A 16,153-nucleotide genomic window follows, 5' to 3' on the forward strand; every position below is an offset into this window, starting at 1 on the left:
GGTGCCTCTCCTGCTTACAGGAAGGAGTTGATCTCGATCGTCTCGGTGCGGCCGGGGCCGACGCCGATCGCGGAGATCGGGGCGCCCGACATCTCCTCCAGGGCCTTGACGTACGCCTGCGCGTTCGCCGGCAGGTCCTCGAAGGTCTTGGCCTTGGTGATGTCCTCGGACCAGCCGGGGAGGTATTCGTAGATCGGCTTCGCGTGGTGGAAGTCGCTCTGCGAGTAGGGGAGCTCCTCGACGCGCTTGCCGTCGATCTCGTACGCGACGCACACCGGGATCTGCTCCCAGCCGGTCAGCACGTCCAGCTTGGTGAGGAAGAAGTCGGTGAGGCCGTTCACCCGGGTGGCGTACCGTGCGATCGGCGCGTCGAACCAGCCGCAGCGACGGTCACGGCCGGTGGTCACACCGCGCTCGCCGCCGATGCGGCGCAGGTCCTCGCCGTCCTGGTCGAACAGCTCGGTCGGGAACGGGCCCGCGCCGACGCGGGTCGTGTAGGCCTTGAGGATGCCGATGACGCGGCTGATCTTCGTCGGGCCCACGCCGGTGCCGGTGCAGGCGCCGCCCGCGGTCGGGTTCGACGAGGTGACGAAGGGGTAGGTGCCGTGGTCGACGTCGAGCAGGGTGCCCTGACCGCCCTCGAAGAGCACGACCTTGTCCTCGTCCAGCGCGTTGTTGAGGATCAGGGTGGTGTCGGCGACGTACGGCTTGATCTGCTCCGCGTACTGGAGCATCTCTTCGACGATCTGCGCGGCGTCGATCGCCCGGCGGTTGTAGAGCTTCGCCAGGAGCTGGTTCTTGCCCTCCAGCGCCGCTTCGACCTTCTGGGTGAGGATCGACTCGTCGTAGAGGTCCTGGACCCGGATGCCGATGCGGTTGATCTTGTCCGCGTACGTCGGGCCGATGCCGCGACCGGTGGTACCGATCTTGCGCTTGCCGAGGAAGCGCTCGCCGACCTTGTCGAGGGTGACGTTGTACGGCGTGATCAGGTGCGCGTTGCCGCTGAGGAGCAGCTTGGAGGTGTCGATGCCGCGCTCGTTCAGGCCGCGCAGCTCGGAGAGCAGGACGGCCGGGTCGACGACGACGCCGTTACCGATGACCGGGGTGCATCCGGGGGAGAGGATGCCGGAGGGGAGAAGGTGCAGCGCGTACTTCTGGTCGCCTACGACGACCGTGTGGCCGGCGTTGTTGCCACCCTGGTAGCGCACTACATAGTCAACGGATCCACCGAGCAGGTCGGTGGCCTTTCCCTTGCCCTCGTCACCCCACTGAGCTCCGAGCAGCACAAGAGCGGGCACAGGCGTACACCTCTTCCGGATGGGGCATGTCCAAGGTCAGGGGGGCGTACGACGATGTACGCAGACTGAGCCGTCGGACCGGTACCCCGGAATAGACGAAGGCCCTGGCGCAATAGCGCAAGGGCCTCTTGCACAAAGATGCTACCCGAGGAAGGACCGAGGTGTCGGCTCCAGAGCCCACCATGAGCCAAGCGGGCGCGCCGGTAGGCGGCCTGCTCGTGCTCGTCGACCCGGTCGCCCGCCGTCTTGACGGCGAGTCCGTGCGGATTGCGAAGGATGTGTTGTCAGCGGGCGCGGCAGCGAAAATCTGCCTCCCGGATTCACAGGAGGAATTTGCGCGGGCTCTTGCCCGCCGCGGTCATCGGCAGCCGGTGATCGTGGGCGACGACCGGGCCCTGGTCCGGGCCGTGGGGCTGCTGTACCGGGAGCGGGCGCTGGGCGAGGGCGCCCTGGCGCTGGTCCCGGTGGGGCCTGTGGGGTCCCTCGGTCTGGCGGGTTCCCTCGGGGTTCCGCTTTCGGCCGTTTCCGCGGCCCGGGCGGTGCTCGACGGGGCGGCGCGGATGTGCGACCTGCTGGTCGACGACAGCGACGGGGTGGTGCTGGGTGCGCTGCGGATCCCGCCGGTGCGGGGGATTCCGCGGCCGGCCGGGCCGTCGGTGTGGAGCGCGTACCGCTCGCTGGTCCGGACGCTGGTCCGCCCGGTGGCGGCGGACGTCGGCGGTGGCGCGGGCGGGAGCGGTGGTCACCACCGGCTGCGGGTCGAGGCCGACGGGGTGCTGTTGGCGGACGTGGACCAGCCCGTGGAGGACGTCTCGGTGCGCACGTGCGACGACGGAGGTCCGGCCGAGGTCGTGGTCCGCACGAGTGGCGGCCCGGCGGGCTCCACGGTGACGGCCCGGGCCAAGACGGTGACGGTGTCGGGCGCGGACTTCCGCTACCGGGCCGACGCGGCGATGACCGGGCCGGTCCGCCGCCGTACGTGGACCCTGCGGCCCGGGGCATGGACGCTCACGCTGCCCCGGTGACGGAGGCGGTGGACGATGCGCTGGGCGACTGGCGTCGGGACGGGCTGCTGCTCTGCCTGCTGCCGGTGTTCTGGTGGCCGGCGGTGGTCGCGGCCGTGCTCACCCGGCCGCTGGTGCTGGTGGTGCTGCTGAGCCCGGTGGTGCTGGGGGCGCGGGAGCTGTACGCCGTCCGGCGGGCCCGGCGCGCGCTGCGGGACCCGGCGGTGCGCTGGACCCCGTACGAGGCCGTGGTGGTCCGGGGGCGATGGCGCCCGCCGGTGCTGGTCCTGGCGGACGGACGGCACGCGCTGACCCTGGGCCTGCTGGGCCGGCGGGTGCTGCCGCCGCGCCCGTGGCCCCGTACGGCGCCGGGCGCGCCGTCCTCGCCGTCCCCGCCGGCCGCGTCGGGGGATGTGCTGCCGGTGGTGCCGGCGGTGCAGGTGGTGCAGCTCGCGGGGGACCCGGTTGTGGGCGGAGTGCTGTGGGCCCCGTACGCCGGCGGTCTGGGCCGGGCCCGGCCCGCGCGCCGCGTCCGGCCCGTCCGCCGCGCCGCGCCGGGGTCGCGCTAGCCGAGGCCCAGCTTCTTCCGGTGGTCCCGCCAGCGGTCCATCATGGCCAGCGTCTCGCCCTGCAGGAACTCGAAGAAGGCCGCCGTCTCCGCGACCCGCTCGCCGGCCGGCGAGCCGGTGCCGAGGGTGGCGGCGCCCTCGCGCAGGGTCTTCTCCCACAGGCTCAGGACCTGGTCGCGCCGGGTGAAGGTCTCGTACCAGAGCTCGTTGTGCAGGACGTACCGGTCGCGCCGTGAGCCCGGCTCGCGTTCGCGGCTGACCATGTTGACCTGGGTCAGGTAGGACACGGCCCCCGACACCGCCGCCGGGCTGATCTGCAGCGCCTCGCCCAGCTCGGCCGAGGTCATCGCGCCCCCGTCGCTCGCCAGCAGCTGCGCGAAGACCCGCGCGGCCATCCGCTGCATACCCGCGTCGGTGAGCTGCGCGGCGAACCGCTCCACGAAGCGCGAGACCGCTTCGCCGTCCCTCTCGTCCAGCCGGTCCCGCTCGTCCGTGCCCGCGTCCAAGCCCGTGTCCACCATGTCGTCCGCCACCTGCTCGACTTTACGCGATTCTTGAGATTCCCAATCTTCACAATTTTGTGAAAGTCGCGTACGTTCGGAAGTATGACGAAGGCAATCAGCGTCGCCGGGCTCCACAAGGCGTTCGGCCGCACCCGCGCACTGGACGGACTCGACCTCTCGGTCACCACTGGCGAGGTCCACGGCTTCCTCGGCCCCAACGGAGCCGGCAAGTCCACCACCATCCGGGTCCTGCTGGGCCTGCTGCGCGCCGACTCCGGCGCCACCGAACTGCTCGGCGGCGACCCGTGGGCCGACGCGGTCTCCCTGCACCGCCGGGTCGCCTACGTCCCCGGAGACGTCACCCTGTGGCGCAACCTCTCCGGCGGCGAGGTCATCGACCTCTACGGGCGGCTGCGCGGCGGCCTCGACCGGGCCCGCCGCGCCGAGCTCCTCGAGCGCTTCGAGCTCGACCCCACCAAGAAGGGGCGCACGTACTCCAAGGGCAACCGGCAGAAGGTCGCGCTCGTCGCCGCCTTCGCCTCCGACGTCGAACTGCTCATCCTCGACGAGCCCACCTCCGGCCTCGACCCGCTGATGGAGGAGGTCTTCCAGAGCTGCGTCGCCGAGGCCCGCGCGGCCGGACGCACCATCCTGCTCAGCTCGCACATCCTGAGCGAGGTCGAGGCCCTCTGCGACCGGGTCAGCATCATCCGCAAGGGCCGCACCGTGGAGACGGGCACCCTCGCCGAACTCCGCCACCTCACCCGCACGTCGATCAGCGCCGAGCTCGCCGGACCGCCGAACGGGATCGCCCACCTGCCGGGTGTCCACGACGTGGAGGTGCAGGGCCTCAAGGTCCGGCTGCAGGCCGACACCGACCGGCTGGACGCCGTACTGCGCTCCCTCGCCGCATCGGGGGTGCGGTCGCTGACCTCGACACCGCCCACCCTCGAAGAGCTCTTCCTGCGCCACTACACGGGCGAGGCGAACGGCCGATGAAGCGACGACTGGCGGGCACCGGCGCCCTGCTCCGGCTGGCCCTGCGCCGCGACCGCGTGACGATGCCGGTCTGGATCCTGGTCACCTCGCTCCTGGTCGTGAGCATGCCCGGCTCGCTGGCCGGCGTGTACGGCACCGCGGCCGAACGCGCCCGGACCGCCGCCTCGATGAACGCCAACAGCTCGATGCGCGCCCTGTACGGGCCCGTCTTCAGCGACTCCCTCGGTGGCCTGACCGCCTGGCGGGCCGGCGTCTACGGCGCCGTGCTCGCGGCCGTGATGAGCCTGGTCATCGTCATCCGGCACACCCGCGAGGAGGAGGAAACGGGCCGTCAGGAACTGCTCTCCGCCGGGGTGGTGGGGCGGCGCGCCCCGCTGACGGCCGCTCTGCTGGCCGCCCTCGTGGCCAACGCGTGCGTCGCCCTGCTCGTCGCGGGCGGCCTCGCGGGGCAGGGCGCGCCGGGAGCGCTCGCCCTGGGCCTGGCCATGGCCGGCAGCGGCATGTTCTTCGCCTCCCTGGCGGCCATCGCCGCCCAGCTCACCGAGAGCGCCCGCGCCGCCAAGGGGATCGCGGCCGCGGCGCTCGGCGCAGCCTTCGTCCTGAAGGCCGCGGGCGACTCCGGGTCTGCCGGGGGTACCTCCCGGGCCGGAGGCCCAGGGGGCGGGAGTTCGGCCCTGACCTGGGCCTCGCCGCTCGGCTGGGTCGAGAACGTACGGGCCTTCGCCGCCGAACGCTGGTGGGTGCTCCTCCTGTTCGCCGCCGCCGTCGCAGTGCAGGCGGGCGCGGCGTACGCCCTCGCCGGACGGCGTGACCTGGGCATGAGCTTCCTGCCGTCCCGGCCGGGGCCGGCCGAGGGGCGCCTGGGCACGGCGGGCGCGCTGGCCTGGCGGCTGCAGCGCGGCAGCGTGGCCGGCTGGAGCGCCGGATTCCTGCTCGCCGGTGTCGTCTTCGGCGGGATGGCGGACGGCGCCGCGGACCTGGTCGGCGGCAACGAGAAGACCCGCGAGATCATCGAGCGGATGGGCGGTCAGAGCGGGCTCACCGACGCCTTCCTCGCCACCCTGGCCGGGATGTTCGGCCTGATCGCCGCCCTGTACGTGGTCTCGTCGGTGCTGCGCCAGGCCGGTGAGGAGGCGGGGCAGCGCGCGGAGCCGCTGCTCGCGAACGCGGTCGGCCGGCTGCGCTGGGCCGGCGGCCACCTGGCCGTGGCCTTCGGCGGCTCGGCGCTGATCCTGCTGCTGGCGGGGCTGGGCCTCGGCATCGGGCACGGCCGCGAGGTGGGGGCGGCGATCGGCGCCACGCTCGCGCAGCTCCCGGCGGTGTGGCTGATCGGGGCGCTGGCGGCGCTGCTGTACGGCGCGGCCCCCAGGTACGCGACGGCCGCCTGGGCGGTGGCCGGGACCGCGCTGGCCCTGGGCTGGGTCGGCCCGGCGCTGAACCTCCCGCAGGCCGTCCTGGACCTCTCGCCCTTCGCCCACCTGCCCAAGCTCCCGGGCGCGCAGGCATGGGCCTGGTCCCCGCTGCTGACCCTGACCGCCCTGGCGGCGGCCCTGACCGCAGCCGGCCTCGCAGCCCTGCGCCGCCGCGACATGACCGCATGAGCGGCGCTCTCAGGGCTGGAACTCCACGAGCAGCCGCTCCAGCCCCCGGATGACGTACCCGTCCCGCCACCGCGGCTCCTCGACGAGCCGCAGTGGCGGGACTCCGTCCGCCAGCAGCGCCCCGAACGAGGCCTCCAGCTCCCGCCGCGCCAGCGGAGCCCCCAGGCAGTAGTGGATGCCCGCCCCGAAGCTCAGGTGCGGATTGTCGGCCCGTACGAGGTCCAGCGCGTCGGGCTCCTCGAAGCGCGCGGGGTCCCGGTTCGCGGACCCGAAGAGCAGCGCGACCTCGGCTCCGCGCGGGATCTCGGTGTCCCCGATCCGGATGTCGTCGAGCACCCAGCGCTCGAACATCTGCAGGGGAGTGTCGTACCGCATGAGTTCATCCACAGCTGTGGACAACTTTTCGGGATCGCGGCTTCCGCGGAGCGCGGCGAGCTGCGCGGGGTTGCGGAAGAGCGCTCACCACCCGTTCACGGTGGTGTTGACGGTGGCCTCGTGTCCGGCATTCAGCAGGAGCACACAGGTGGAGATCATCTCCTGCTCGCCGAGCCGGCCCTCCTCGTCGTGGGCGGCGATCAGGCCGGAGATCAGATCCTCGCCGGGGCGGGTGCGGCGCTCGGCGATCAGCCCCCGCAGGTAGGTGCTGAACTCGACGCTCGCCCGCACCGCGCGCCGCGCCGTCTCCTCGTCCGGCCGGAGCTCGAACATCCCGCAGATGTCCGCCGACCACGGCCGCAGGAGGCCCCGGTCCGACTCCGGCACGCCCAGCAGCTCCGCGATCACGGCCACTGGCAGCGGTTCGGCGACGGTCGCGAGCAGATCCCCGCCCCCCTCCGCGAGCAGCTGCTCCACCAGCCCGCGGGCCAGCCGCTGCACGGCGGGCACGAGCCGCTCCACCGTGCGGGGGGTGAAGGCCTTCGCCACCAGCCTGCGCACCCGCGCGTGCGCGGGATCCTCCAGGTCCAGTAGGCCGTTGCCGTTGAGCACGTGGAAGGGCTCGTGCTCCGGCGGCGGCGCCTCGCGCCCGAACTCCTCGTGCGAGAACCGGTGCAGGTAGGTCCGCCCAAGCCGCCGGTCCCGCAGCAGCGCGCTCACATCGGCGTAATGCGGCACCAGCCACTGCCCGGTGGCCTCCCACCACACGGCCCGCCCCTGCTCCCGCAACTCCCGGTACGCCGGATACGGATCGGCGACGAACGCGGCATCCCACGGATCAAAGCCCATCCCCGCACCCTAGGCCTTCTCCGCACCCCAGGGCCTGCCTTCCGGATCAGGCCCTACCCCGGTGTCACCAACCGGGTCTCGTAGGCGAACACCGCTGCCTGCGTGCGGTCGCGCAGGCCCAGCTTCACCAGGATCCGGCTCACATGGGTCTTGATCGTGGACTCCGCGACGATCAGTTGGGCCGCTATCTCCGCATTGGACAGCCCCTGAGCGATCAGCACCAGCACCTCCGTCTCCCGCTCCGTCAGCTCACCCACTCCCGCCGGATCCGCGAGCTTGCGCGTCTCGGAGATCTTCGAGAACTCCGCGATCAGCCGCTTGGTCACCGAAGGCGCCAAGAGGGCCTCCCCGGCCGCCACCACCCGGACCCCGTCCGCCAGCTGACGGGCCGACGCGTCCTTGAGCAGGAACCCGGAGGCCCCGGCCCGCAGCGCCTGGTACACGTACTCGTCGAGGTCGAAGGTCGTCAGGACCAGCACCTTCGCGTCCGTGTCCGCGGCGACGATCTCCCGCGTCGCCTCCAGCCCGTTCATCTGCGGCATCCGGATGTCCATCAGCACCACATCCGGCCGCAGCGCCGCCACCTGCGCGATGGCCTCCCGGCCATCGACCGCCTCGCCCACCACCTCGATGCCGTCCATGGCGTTCAGCAGGACGGAGAACCCCTCCCGCACCATCATCTGGTCGTCGACGATCAGCACTCTGATCGTCATATGGTCTCCGCCTCCAGCACCGGATCCGGCTCCTGGCGATTGCGCACCGGTATGAACACCGCCACCTCGTACCCGCCGGCGGCCGTCTGTCCGGCGGTCATCTCCCCCTCCAGCATGGCCACCCGCTCCCGCATTCCGGTGATCCCGTGCCCGGCCCCCGCCGAAGGCCGCGCATCCGCGGTCGCCGCCTGATTGACGATCTGTATCCCCAGACCACCCAGCACGTACGAGACCTCCACCTCGGCCGCCGCTCCCGGCGCGTGCCGCAGCGTGTTGCTCAGGGCCTCCTGGATGATCCGGTACGCCGACAGCTCCACGCCCTGCGGCAGCTCCCGCACCGCGCCCGTGATCGTCTTCTCCACGTTCAGCCCGGCCTCCCGCACGTTGGCCAGCAGCACGTCCAGCGAGGCCAGCGTCGGCTGCGGGGCGTCCGGAGCCTCGTAGTCGGAGGAGCGCACCACACCCAGCACCCGCCGCAGCTCCGTCAGGGCCGCCACCGCGTTCTCCCGGATGGTGACGAACGCCGCCTCCAGCTCCGGCGGCGGGTTCTTCACCCGGTACGGCGCGGCCTCCGCCTGGATCGCCACCACCGACATGTGGTGCGCCACCACGTCGTGCAGCTCCCGCGCGATCGTCGTCCGCTCCTCCAGCAGCGTCCGCTTGTCCCGCTCGACGGCCGTGACCTCCTGCTGCGCCGTGACCTCCTGCTGCGCCTCCTTGCGGGTGTTGCGGACGGTGACCGCGAGGAGGGAGACCGCGCACAGGAAGGCCATCGGTCCGGGCTCGAGGGGCCGGCCTATCGCCGAGGGCAGCAACGACCCGATCGCCACGGTGATCAGCCACAACCACCCGGCCACCCGTGGCCGGCTCCGCAACGCCACGATGGTGACCACGACGAGGTGGGCGAAGAACGTGCCCGGAGACCACGGCCAGGTCATGCTCGTGCTCGTGCTCTCCACCATGGCCAGCGGGAGGGTCACGCCGAGCAGCACCCACACGGCCCCCACCGGCCGCACCAGCGTCATCAGCACCGGCGTCGCGGCCATCAGCCCCATCAGCAGCGACAGCCCGGAATGGAGCGTCCTGTTGTTGACGACGGTGACGAGCACCGTGACCAGGGACAGCAGGACCACCACGGAATGCGGCAGGAACGCCGCCCTGGGGCGCAGCGCCCGCGGAACCAACCGGGCGAGCCGCCCGTCCGTGCGGATCGGAGGCAGCGGCCGGAAGGCGAACGCATCGGTGATCAGGTCGTCGCGGAGGCTCCGGAACAGGCCCGAAGCGAGTCGGAACTCAGGTGGCCGGGCTGTCCCCCCGGTGGTCGTCTCGGTCATACCCCCACCGTAGGGTGGCGCGCCCGTCGTCCGCGTCGCCGTTGAAGGGGATATCCCGGCATCCCCCTCAAGTACTACGAGGGCCGCGAGGACCTCCCGGGCCGCCTCAGTATCCGGCCGGCCGGACCAGCCCCGTCTCGTACGCGAACACCGCCGCCTGCGTGCGGTCCCGCAGGCCCAGCTTCACCAGGATCCGTCCGACATGCGTCTTCACCGTCTGCTCGGCCACCGTCAGGTGGGCCGCGATCTCCGCATTCGACAGGCCCTGCGCCACGAGCGACAGCACCTCGGTCTCCCGCTCGGTCAGTTCGTCGATCCGGGCCCGCGACGGCGCCCGCGGCGCCCCCATCCGGGAGAACTCCGTGATCAGCCGCTTCGTGATGTTCGGCGAGAGCAGCGCCTCGCCGGCCGCCACCACCCTCACCGCCTCGGCGAGCTGGTCGGCCGAGGCGTCCTTGAGCAGGAACCCGGAGGCCCCGGCCCGCAGCGCCTCGTACACGTACTCGTCGAGATCGAAGGTGGTCAGCACCAGCACCTTCACGGTGGCATCGGGAACCCCGGTGATGACGGACGTGGCCTCGATGCCACCCATCCCCGGCATGCGGATGTCCATCAGCACCACGTCCGGGGCCAGCTCGGCGACCTTCGCCACGGCGTCGGCCCCGTCCACCGCCTGTCCCACGACCTCTATGTCGGGCTGCGCGTTGAGAAGCACGGTGAAGCCCTGCCGCACCATCATCTGGTCGTCGGCGATCAACACCTTGATCGGGGTGCTCATGGGGCCTTCTTCGTCTCGGGGGCGGTGCCGGCGGGCGGGTCCTGAGGGTCCATCGGCAGTACGGCGCTGACCTCGTACCCGCCGTCGGGGCGCGGGCCGGCGGCCAGTTCGCCTCCCAGCATGCCTGCCCGCTCGCGCATCCCCAGCAGCCCGTGCCCCGCCCCTTGGGAGGGCGGGGCGGGGCGGGCCGGCACGGTGTTGGCGATGCACAGGTGCAGCTCGCGCGGCCCGTACGCGATGCCGACCTCCACCTGCGAACCGGGCGCATGCCGCAGGCAGTTGCTCAGTGCCTCCTGCACGATCCGGTACGCGGTGAGCTCAACGCCGGGCGTCAGCGGCCGGCGTATCCCGGCGATCGCGGTGGTGACGTCCAGCCCGGCCCCCCGGACGTTGTCGACGAGGCCGTCCAGCTCGGCGAGGGTCGGCTGCGGATGGTGCGGGTTCGCCGGATCGTCGGGGTTCTCGGAGCGCAGCACTCCCAGGACGCGTCGCAGCTCGGTCAGGGCCTCCAACGCGTTCTCCCGGATGCCCGCCAGGTTCTCCTTGAGCTCCTCGGACGGGTTCTCCACGAGGTGCGGGGCGACCTGCGCCTGGATGGAGATCACCGACATGTGGTGCGCGACCACGTCGTGCAGCTCGCGGGCTATCCGGCTGCGCTCCTCCAGCAGCGTGCGCCGGGCCCGCTCCTCCTCGGTGAGCGACTCCTGCTCGACGAGTTTGCCGCGGGCCAGGCGCGTCGCGCGGAGCGCGTAGCCGAGGATTCCCACGAACGCGAAGAGGATGGCCACGCCGGCGGTGATCGTCTGGCTCTGGGGCGGTCTGAGGACGGCGTCGGCCAGTCCGGAGAGGGCGAGCGTGATGCCGATGACCCAGACGGTCACCCGGGGCGGCACCCGCAGGGCGACCATCAGGATGAGGGGCGCGAACGTGAACGGCCCGGCGGCCGTCCAGTGCCAGGACTGTCCCGGACCGACGTGGTCGTGGATGACCCAGGCGATGAGAGCCGTCGTGACGAGGCCGAGCCACCAGGCGGCGATCGGCCGGAACATGCTGAGCAGGACGGACGCGGACGTCAGCAGCGACAGCCCCAGCACGGCGGCGCCGAAGACCCCGTAGTGGTCGTTCAGCTGCATTCCCGTCAGGACGCCGCAGGGAATGGCCGCGTAGCCGAGGACCACATGCGGCAGCCAGGCCAGCCAGCGCGGCCGGGACATCTTCGGGAGGGGGTCCCGCCTCAGGGTGAACAGCTCCCGGGCCAGGCCGCGCGGTGCGGTACGGCCGCTACGGATTCTGCGGGCGTCGGGTACCGGGGACTCGCTCGGATTGATCACGGGCTCAAGCCTAGGCATGGGTGATTTCCTTGTCGGGGGCCGTCGCCCGGTGGGAGCCGACGACGCGAGTGGGGCCCTCCGGCTTCGGACGGCCGCCCCGCTCGTACGCGCGGAACGCTGCCCAACACACCGTCAGGGCGGCGGCGAACACCGGCAGCCACAGCAGCCGGGCTGCTATCCAGTCCACCGAGTCGGGCACGGTGTGCAGACCGGGCAGATCGGCCGACAGCAGCAGCCCGAGAGCGGTGACGGCCATCATGGCGGTCTGGTGCCACAGGAAGACCGTCATGGCGGAGAGGTTCACCAGGGCCACCTTCGCCCAGGCCGAAGGCCGACGCATCGCCCGGGCCAGAGGTTCGCGCACCAGCAGGGCCAGCCCGCACTGGGCCAGTCCGAACGCGGCCGCGGCGAGCGTCGGCGGGTTCAGATTCGACACCGCGGCTCCGGGGACGCCCACCATGGACGCCGGGTACCCGCCCCACAGGACCAGCGCGACCGTGCCCACGGTCCCCGCCCCGAGCAGGAGCAGCGCTGCCCGGCGCCGGGCGAACGCCCCGCGGGACCAGGCGGCGCCCAGGGTGAAGGGGACGAGCCAGCCGGCGGCCACATTGACCCAGCCGATCCACTCCGGCCCGCCGAGGCCGAAGCGCCACACGTCGACGCCGGCCACCACGGCCAGCGGCCACAGCGGGTTGATCCGGGCCACGAGCGGGGTCGCGGCGGTCAGCACGGCGAACACCAACAGGAACCACAGCGGTGACAACACCAGCTTGACCAGCGTCTGGACGGTGTCCAGCTCCGCCCCGCCGACCAGCATCCCGCCCGCCACGACGGTCCACAGGACGAGCACCGCGGCGACCGGCCGGAACAGCCGGCCCAGCCGCTGCCCGACCCACGTGCCGTACGAGACCTGCCGCTCGCGCGCCGCGGCGTACCCGCGGGCGGCGACGTGGCCCCCGACGAGGAAGAAGACGGCCAGGGTCTGGAACACCCAGGAGACCGGTGCCAGCCAGGGCATGTGCGCCAGCGGGCTGGTGGTGCTCAGCCGGCCGTCGGTGGCGGTGAGGGCGGTGACCAGCCAATGCCCGAGGACCACACCGAGGATCGCGAAGGCGCGCAGCGCGTCCACGCTCCGGTCCCGGCCGGCCGGGGTGGCCGCGTCGATGCCCGTGGCGAGGGCGGACCAGCGGGCGCGGAGCTTATGCATGGGGTGCCTCCGAGGCGGGGGTGGTGCCGAGGGCGATGGCGGCCAGGCTCTCCAGGGACTCGGTGCCCGGCTTGAGGTAGTCGCTGTGGCCGGCGGCGCCGGCGGTGAAGGCCCGTGCTCCGAAGGCGGGGTCGACGGGGTCGGTGCCGAAGCCGAGCCCGCCGAGCCGGACGTGCGGGACGTGCCCCACCCAGTCGCCGCTGCCCCGCCCGGCCCAGACCCGGGCGCCGGTCGGAAGGCCCCGGGCGGCCGCGGCCCCCGTGCCCGGACTGCCGAAGAGAGCCATGTCGCCGACCGCGGGCCCGGTCGAGGTCCGGGCGCAGACCACGGAACCGTAGGAGTGGCAGAGCAGGGAGAGCCGGGCGCCCGGAGCCGCCAGATCTGCCAACCGGTCGAGGAAGGGCGCCAGTTCGGTCGCGGCCACGTCGGCGCGGGCGGCGGTCAGGACGGTGGTGCTGACCGTGCCGGGGGTGTCGTACCCGAGCCAGGCGACCACGGCGGAGCGCGGATGCTCGGCCTGGAGGCGCTGCTGGAGGGCGACGGCCCCGGCACGGAACCTTTCGTAGGTGTCGAGCGTGGTGTCGGAGCCGGGCACGAGGACGGTGACCCGGTCTGCGGTCTCCAGCTCGCCGAACACCTCGACCGCCCGGCCCTTGCCGCGCCCGTCGAAGGCGAGGAACTGTGTGGCTCCGGCCGCGTCCATGGCGCGAAGCCTGGCTGCCCGCCCGGTGCGGTCGCCTTCCTGGGCCATACGGGCCGCCTCGGCGAGATTGGCGCGGTTGGCGGCGTACCGGATCCGGGGCGCGGCGTCCTGCGCGAACGAGGCGGGCGCGGGGGCGGGGGCATCGGCGGAGGCGGCCGCGGATACGGGGAACACCACGGCCGCCGCGACCAGGGCGGCCAGCAGGGTGCGGCGCATCCGGCCGCCCGAGGCCCCCGCCCCGGCCGCCCCGGTGGCGAGAGCCGTCCCCGCCACCCCGGTCGTACCCGCAGTGTCCGCAGTCCCCGTCGCCATGGTGTGCCCCCCGGTCGTCCGGAAGAGCCGTCAGCGCTCTTCTCTGCTACCGAAGTTAGAAATCCAAGCCCGTGGTCGGCGTCCCGCTGGGGAGCCGTCTCCGCACGTAGCTCTCAGGTATGACAGGGGCTACTTGAGAGCCATGGAGAACGGCGAACACCCGTGAAAAGGCGTACCGTTAGGGTTCAGGCGTGATCGACAACGACTGGCGAAACGACCGCATCGGCAGCGCGCACCGGGGGGGCGAACCCCACCGTCCTGCGCCGCCTCGACTCCGGCTTCGCCGTCATCGGCGACCGGCAGTTCCTGCCCGGGTACTCGGTGCTCCTGACCGACGACCCGGCCGTGACCCGGCTCTCCGACCTGCCCCGGGCGCGCAGGGCCGCGTACCTCGGCGACCTGGAGCGGCTCGCCGAGGCCGTCGAGCGGGCCTGCGCGCGGCTCGACCCGGCCTTCCGCCGCGTGAACATCGAGATCCTCGGCAACACCGACCCGTATCTCCACGCCCACATCTGGCCCCGCTACGACTGGGAGCCCGCCGACCGCGTCCGGCTGCCCGTGTGGCTGTACGAGGGGGAGTGCTGGCGCGGCGAACAGCACGAGCTGGGCCCCCGCCACGACGTCCTGCGGGCTGCCATCGGGGCGGAGCTGGACCGGCTGGGAGAGGCCTGAGGGCTTCCCTTCACCAGTCACCCCTAACCGCTCACCCCACACCCCTCACCCCTCGCCCGCACCGGTGAAAGGGGCGCTCAGTCGGCGGCCAGGGGTTCGACGTAGCCCGCCCGCCAGCGTGGCGCGGGGTCCTGGCCGGGGCTGGTCCAGTACTCCCTCGCCTCCACGATCTCGCCGTCGCGCACGGTCCACAGGGAGACGGCCCGGTAGACGACTGTGCAACAAGCCTGATGTTCGTTCCCGGGGTACTCCTCCCGGAGGTGTTGCTCCAGGGGCTGGCCAGGGTGTTCCTCACCCGATCGTGTGGAGGTGGGCCGGATGAGGGCTCTTCGGGATTCATGAAGCTGTTTCATTCCCTCGTGCCGTCGTTCAGCGGCGCTGAAGTGGGGGAGGTGCAGGTTGGCCCTAGCTGTTGTCCAAGCCCTCCGGCAGGCGCGCGGTGTGCCGACACCGGAGGAGCTGGAGGACTTCGAGACCGACGTGTTGGCGGGCTTCGTCCTGGCTCGTGCGTCAGCCGGTCTGACCGACGGGACGGTCCAGGGTGACATCGGGCACCTGGAGAAGGTGCGCGACTGGTTTGGCCGGCCGCTGTGGGAGATGGAGCCTCCAGACGCCGACGCGTATTTCGGCAAGGTGATTCGCGCCGCGTCCCCCTCGCTCCGGGCGGGCCGGGCCGGAGCCATCAGTGTCTTCTTCGACTTCCTGGAGATGCGGCACCGCGCGGCACTCCACCAGCTGACGGGGCGGCTGGTGGAGTGCCCGCTCGACGAGATGAGCCGCCCGCGGGCGACCGTCACGCCGCAGCTGCGGATTCCGCCCAGCGGCGATGAGATCGAGCAGCTCTTCACCGGGTGGCGCGACGATCTCGCGACCTGCCGCAAGTTCGCTCCCGTCGCCCGCAACTACACCGTTGCCCGCCTGTCCGCCGATGTCGGGCTGCGGATCAACGAGGCCCGGATGCTCGACCTAGACGATGTCCGCTGGGACCTGGGGCGGTTCGGGAAGCTGAACGTGCGCTTCGGCAAGGGCTCACGCCGTTCTGGCCCGAAGCAGCGGATGGTGCCACTGATCAACAGCGCGGACCGCAGCCTACGTTGGTACGTCGAGGACGTCTGGGGCCAGTTCGGTGCCGACCCCATGATTCCGGGGGCGGCGCTGTTCCCGTCCGAGCGGCGCACGGGCTCCGGCCGCGCGGGCGCCGAGGTGTTCCGCACCGCGCTGGCAGAAGCGACCGCCCGCCATCTTCCGGCCTGGGCCGGGAAGCTCACTCCGCACGTCCTGCGGCACTTTTGTGCCTCCCAGCTCTACCTGTCCGGGATGGATCTGATCGCTGTGCAGGAGTTGTTGGGACACACCTGGATCGCCACGACGATGCGCTACATCCACGTGCACCGCACGCACATCGAAGACACCTGGACGGCCGCCCACCAGCGCGCCGAGTCCCGGTGGAAGGGACTGACCCGATGAAGTGGAACCTGCGACTGGCCGCGGCCCACCGCGGGATCTGGAAGGCGAGCGAGATTCAGCGACTCCTCGCCGAACACGGCCTGGTGATCAGCGCGGGAAAGATGTCCGGCTTGTGGTCGAGCACCCCGGCCAGCATCAAACTGTCCGACCTCGAAGTCATCTGCGTGGCCCTGGGCTGCGAGATCACCGAGATCATGACCCCCGAGCCGGAGAACGTCACCCGCAGCACGGCGACCGAGACGCCGGTCGGCAAGGCCGCCGGACACTCGGCGCCGTCCCCGGCAGTCGTCCCGCGCTCGCGCGGCGCCCGATCCCTGCCGCCGCGATGACCTGCCCGGTCTGCGCGGAGCCGGTCCCGGTCCGCCCCGGACCCAGACGCCAGCGCGTCTACTGTTTGGGAGCGTGCAGGAGCCGGGCCTACCGGCAGCGCCACCCCGG

At 72.2% G+C, this 16,153-nt stretch carries 14 protein-coding genes and 2 pseudogenes; 7 read left to right on the top strand and 9 right to left on the bottom strand.

Features of this window, described 5'->3' with window-relative positions:
- Positions 1-14: 14 nt before the first annotated feature.
- Positions 15-1,298 carry an adenylosuccinate synthase gene (locus tag OG332_RS23520; RefSeq protein ID WP_327415326.1) on the bottom strand — a complete coding sequence of 428 codons (1,284 nt, stop codon included), beginning with the start codon at positions 1,296-1,298 and terminating at the stop codon, positions 15-17.
- Positions 1,299-1,480: 182 nt separating this feature from the next.
- On the opposite strand from OG332_RS23520, the gene OG332_RS23525 reads away from it, so the two are divergent.
- Positions 1,481-2,323 (top strand): diacylglycerol kinase, encoded by an 843-nt coding sequence (locus OG332_RS23525; RefSeq protein ID WP_327419352.1) that lies wholly within the window; start codon positions 1,481-1,483, stop codon positions 2,321-2,323.
- Positions 2,320-2,871 carry a hypothetical protein gene (locus OG332_RS23530; protein WP_327415327.1) on the top strand — a complete coding sequence of 184 codons (552 nt, stop codon included), beginning with the start codon at positions 2,320-2,322 and terminating at the stop codon, positions 2,869-2,871. The genes OG332_RS23525 and OG332_RS23530 overlap by 4 nt, the downstream gene beginning before the upstream one ends.
- Here OG332_RS23530 and OG332_RS23535 read toward each other — a convergent pair.
- Positions 2,868-3,392 (bottom strand): GbsR/MarR family transcriptional regulator, encoded by a 525-nt coding sequence (locus OG332_RS23535; protein WP_327419353.1) that lies wholly within the window; start codon positions 3,390-3,392, stop codon positions 2,868-2,870. The two genes, OG332_RS23530 and OG332_RS23535, sit on opposite strands and share 4 nt — an antisense overlap.
- 84 nt (positions 3,393-3,476) lie before the next feature.
- Here OG332_RS23535 and OG332_RS23540 point away from each other — a divergent pair, with 84 nt between their 5' ends.
- Both OG332_RS23540 and OG332_RS23545 read left to right on the top strand, forming a co-directional pair.
- Positions 3,477-4,373, top strand: a complete 897-nt coding sequence (locus tag OG332_RS23540) for an ABC transporter ATP-binding protein (protein ID WP_327415328.1) — start codon at positions 3,477-3,479, stop codon at positions 4,371-4,373.
- Positions 4,370-5,974: an ABC transporter permease gene (locus OG332_RS23545; protein WP_327415329.1), complete on the top strand. Its 1,605-nt coding sequence runs from the start codon at positions 4,370-4,372 to the stop codon at positions 5,972-5,974. Before OG332_RS23540 ends, OG332_RS23545 begins: the two co-directional genes overlap by 4 nt.
- 9 nt (positions 5,975-5,983) lie before the next feature.
- Here OG332_RS23545 and OG332_RS23550 read toward each other — a convergent pair.
- The 7 genes and pseudogenes from OG332_RS23550 to OG332_RS23580 form a co-directional block, all read right to left on the bottom strand.
- A pseudogene (locus OG332_RS23550) lies at positions 5,984-7,198 on the bottom strand (cytochrome P450).
- A gap of 53 nt (positions 7,199-7,251) precedes the next feature.
- The gene (locus tag OG332_RS23555; protein ID WP_327415330.1) at positions 7,252-7,911 is read right to left on the bottom strand and encodes a response regulator transcription factor; all 660 of its coding nucleotides are present in this window, start codon (positions 7,909-7,911) and stop codon (positions 7,252-7,254) included.
- The gene (locus OG332_RS23560) at positions 7,908-9,245 is read right to left on the bottom strand and encodes a sensor histidine kinase (protein WP_327415331.1); all 1,338 of its coding nucleotides are present in this window, start codon (positions 9,243-9,245) and stop codon (positions 7,908-7,910) included. Before OG332_RS23560 ends, OG332_RS23555 begins: the two co-directional genes overlap by 4 nt.
- A 106-nt stretch (positions 9,246-9,351) precedes the next feature.
- On the bottom strand, positions 9,352-10,023 hold the full coding sequence (locus tag OG332_RS23565; RefSeq protein WP_327415332.1) for a response regulator transcription factor: 672 nt from the start codon (positions 10,021-10,023) through the stop codon (positions 9,352-9,354).
- Complete coding sequence (locus OG332_RS23570; RefSeq protein WP_327415333.1) at positions 10,020-11,354, bottom strand: sensor histidine kinase; 1,335 nt, start codon at positions 11,352-11,354, stop codon at positions 10,020-10,022. The genes OG332_RS23565 and OG332_RS23570 overlap by 4 nt, the downstream gene beginning before the upstream one ends.
- A gap of 10 nt (positions 11,355-11,364) precedes the next feature.
- Positions 11,365-12,561 (bottom strand): acyltransferase family protein, encoded by a 1,197-nt coding sequence (locus OG332_RS23575; RefSeq protein WP_327415334.1) that lies wholly within the window; start codon positions 12,559-12,561, stop codon positions 11,365-11,367.
- Positions 12,554-13,576 (bottom strand): alpha/beta hydrolase, encoded by a 1,023-nt coding sequence (locus OG332_RS23580; RefSeq protein ID WP_327415335.1) that lies wholly within the window; start codon positions 13,574-13,576, stop codon positions 12,554-12,556. The genes OG332_RS23575 and OG332_RS23580 overlap by 8 nt, the downstream gene beginning before the upstream one ends.
- Before the next feature lie 194 nt (positions 13,577-13,770).
- Here OG332_RS23580 and OG332_RS23585 point away from each other — a divergent pair.
- From OG332_RS23585 to OG332_RS23600, 3 genes and pseudogenes are all read left to right on the top strand, one after another.
- Positions 13,771-14,248, top strand: a pseudogene (locus OG332_RS23585) (HIT family protein).
- Between the two features lie 441 nt (positions 14,249-14,689).
- Complete coding sequence (locus tag OG332_RS23595) at positions 14,690-15,715, top strand: tyrosine-type recombinase/integrase (protein WP_327415336.1); 1,026 nt, start codon at positions 14,690-14,692, stop codon at positions 15,713-15,715.
- Positions 15,712-16,044 (top strand): helix-turn-helix domain-containing protein, encoded by a 333-nt coding sequence (locus tag OG332_RS23600; RefSeq protein ID WP_327415337.1) that lies wholly within the window; start codon positions 15,712-15,714, stop codon positions 16,042-16,044. Before OG332_RS23595 ends, OG332_RS23600 begins: the two co-directional genes overlap by 4 nt.
- The last annotated feature ends 109 nt before the right edge of the window (positions 16,045-16,153 follow it).

It is taken from the genome of Streptomyces sp. NBC_01233 (assembly GCF_035989305.1).
In the GTDB taxonomy this organism is placed as follows: Bacteria; Actinomycetota; Actinomycetes; order Streptomycetales; family Streptomycetaceae; genus Streptomyces.

Bases quoted from the DNA above. Each gene is read 5' to 3' on its own strand.
- OG332_RS23525 (WP_327419352.1), top strand. From the start codon at position 1,481: ATGAGCCAAGCGGGCGCGCCGGTAGGCGGCCTGCTCGTGCTCGTCGAC.
- OG332_RS23535 (WP_327419353.1), bottom strand. From the start codon at position 3,392: ATGGTGGACACGGGCTTGGACGCGGGCACGGACGAGCGGGACCGGCTG.
- OG332_RS23540 (WP_327415328.1), top strand. From the start codon at position 3,477: ATGACGAAGGCAATCAGCGTCGCCGGGCTCCACAAGGCGTTCGGCCGC.
- OG332_RS23545 (WP_327415329.1), top strand. From the start codon at position 4,370: ATGAAGCGACGACTGGCGGGCACCGGCGCCCTGCTCCGGCTGGCCCTG.
- OG332_RS23555 (WP_327415330.1), bottom strand. From the start codon at position 7,911: ATGACGATCAGAGTGCTGATCGTCGACGACCAGATGATGGTGCGGGAG.
- OG332_RS23560 (WP_327415331.1), bottom strand. From the start codon at position 9,245: ATGACCGAGACGACCACCGGGGGGACAGCCCGGCCACCTGAGTTCCGA.
- OG332_RS23565 (WP_327415332.1), bottom strand. From the start codon at position 10,023: ATGAGCACCCCGATCAAGGTGTTGATCGCCGACGACCAGATGATGGTG.
- OG332_RS23575 (WP_327415334.1), bottom strand. From the start codon at position 12,561: ATGCATAAGCTCCGCGCCCGCTGGTCCGCCCTCGCCACGGGCATCGAC.
- OG332_RS23580 (WP_327415335.1), bottom strand. From the start codon at position 13,576: ATGGCGACGGGGACTGCGGACACTGCGGGTACGACCGGGGTGGCGGGG.
- OG332_RS23600 (WP_327415337.1), top strand. From the start codon at position 15,712: ATGAAGTGGAACCTGCGACTGGCCGCGGCCCACCGCGGGATCTGGAAG.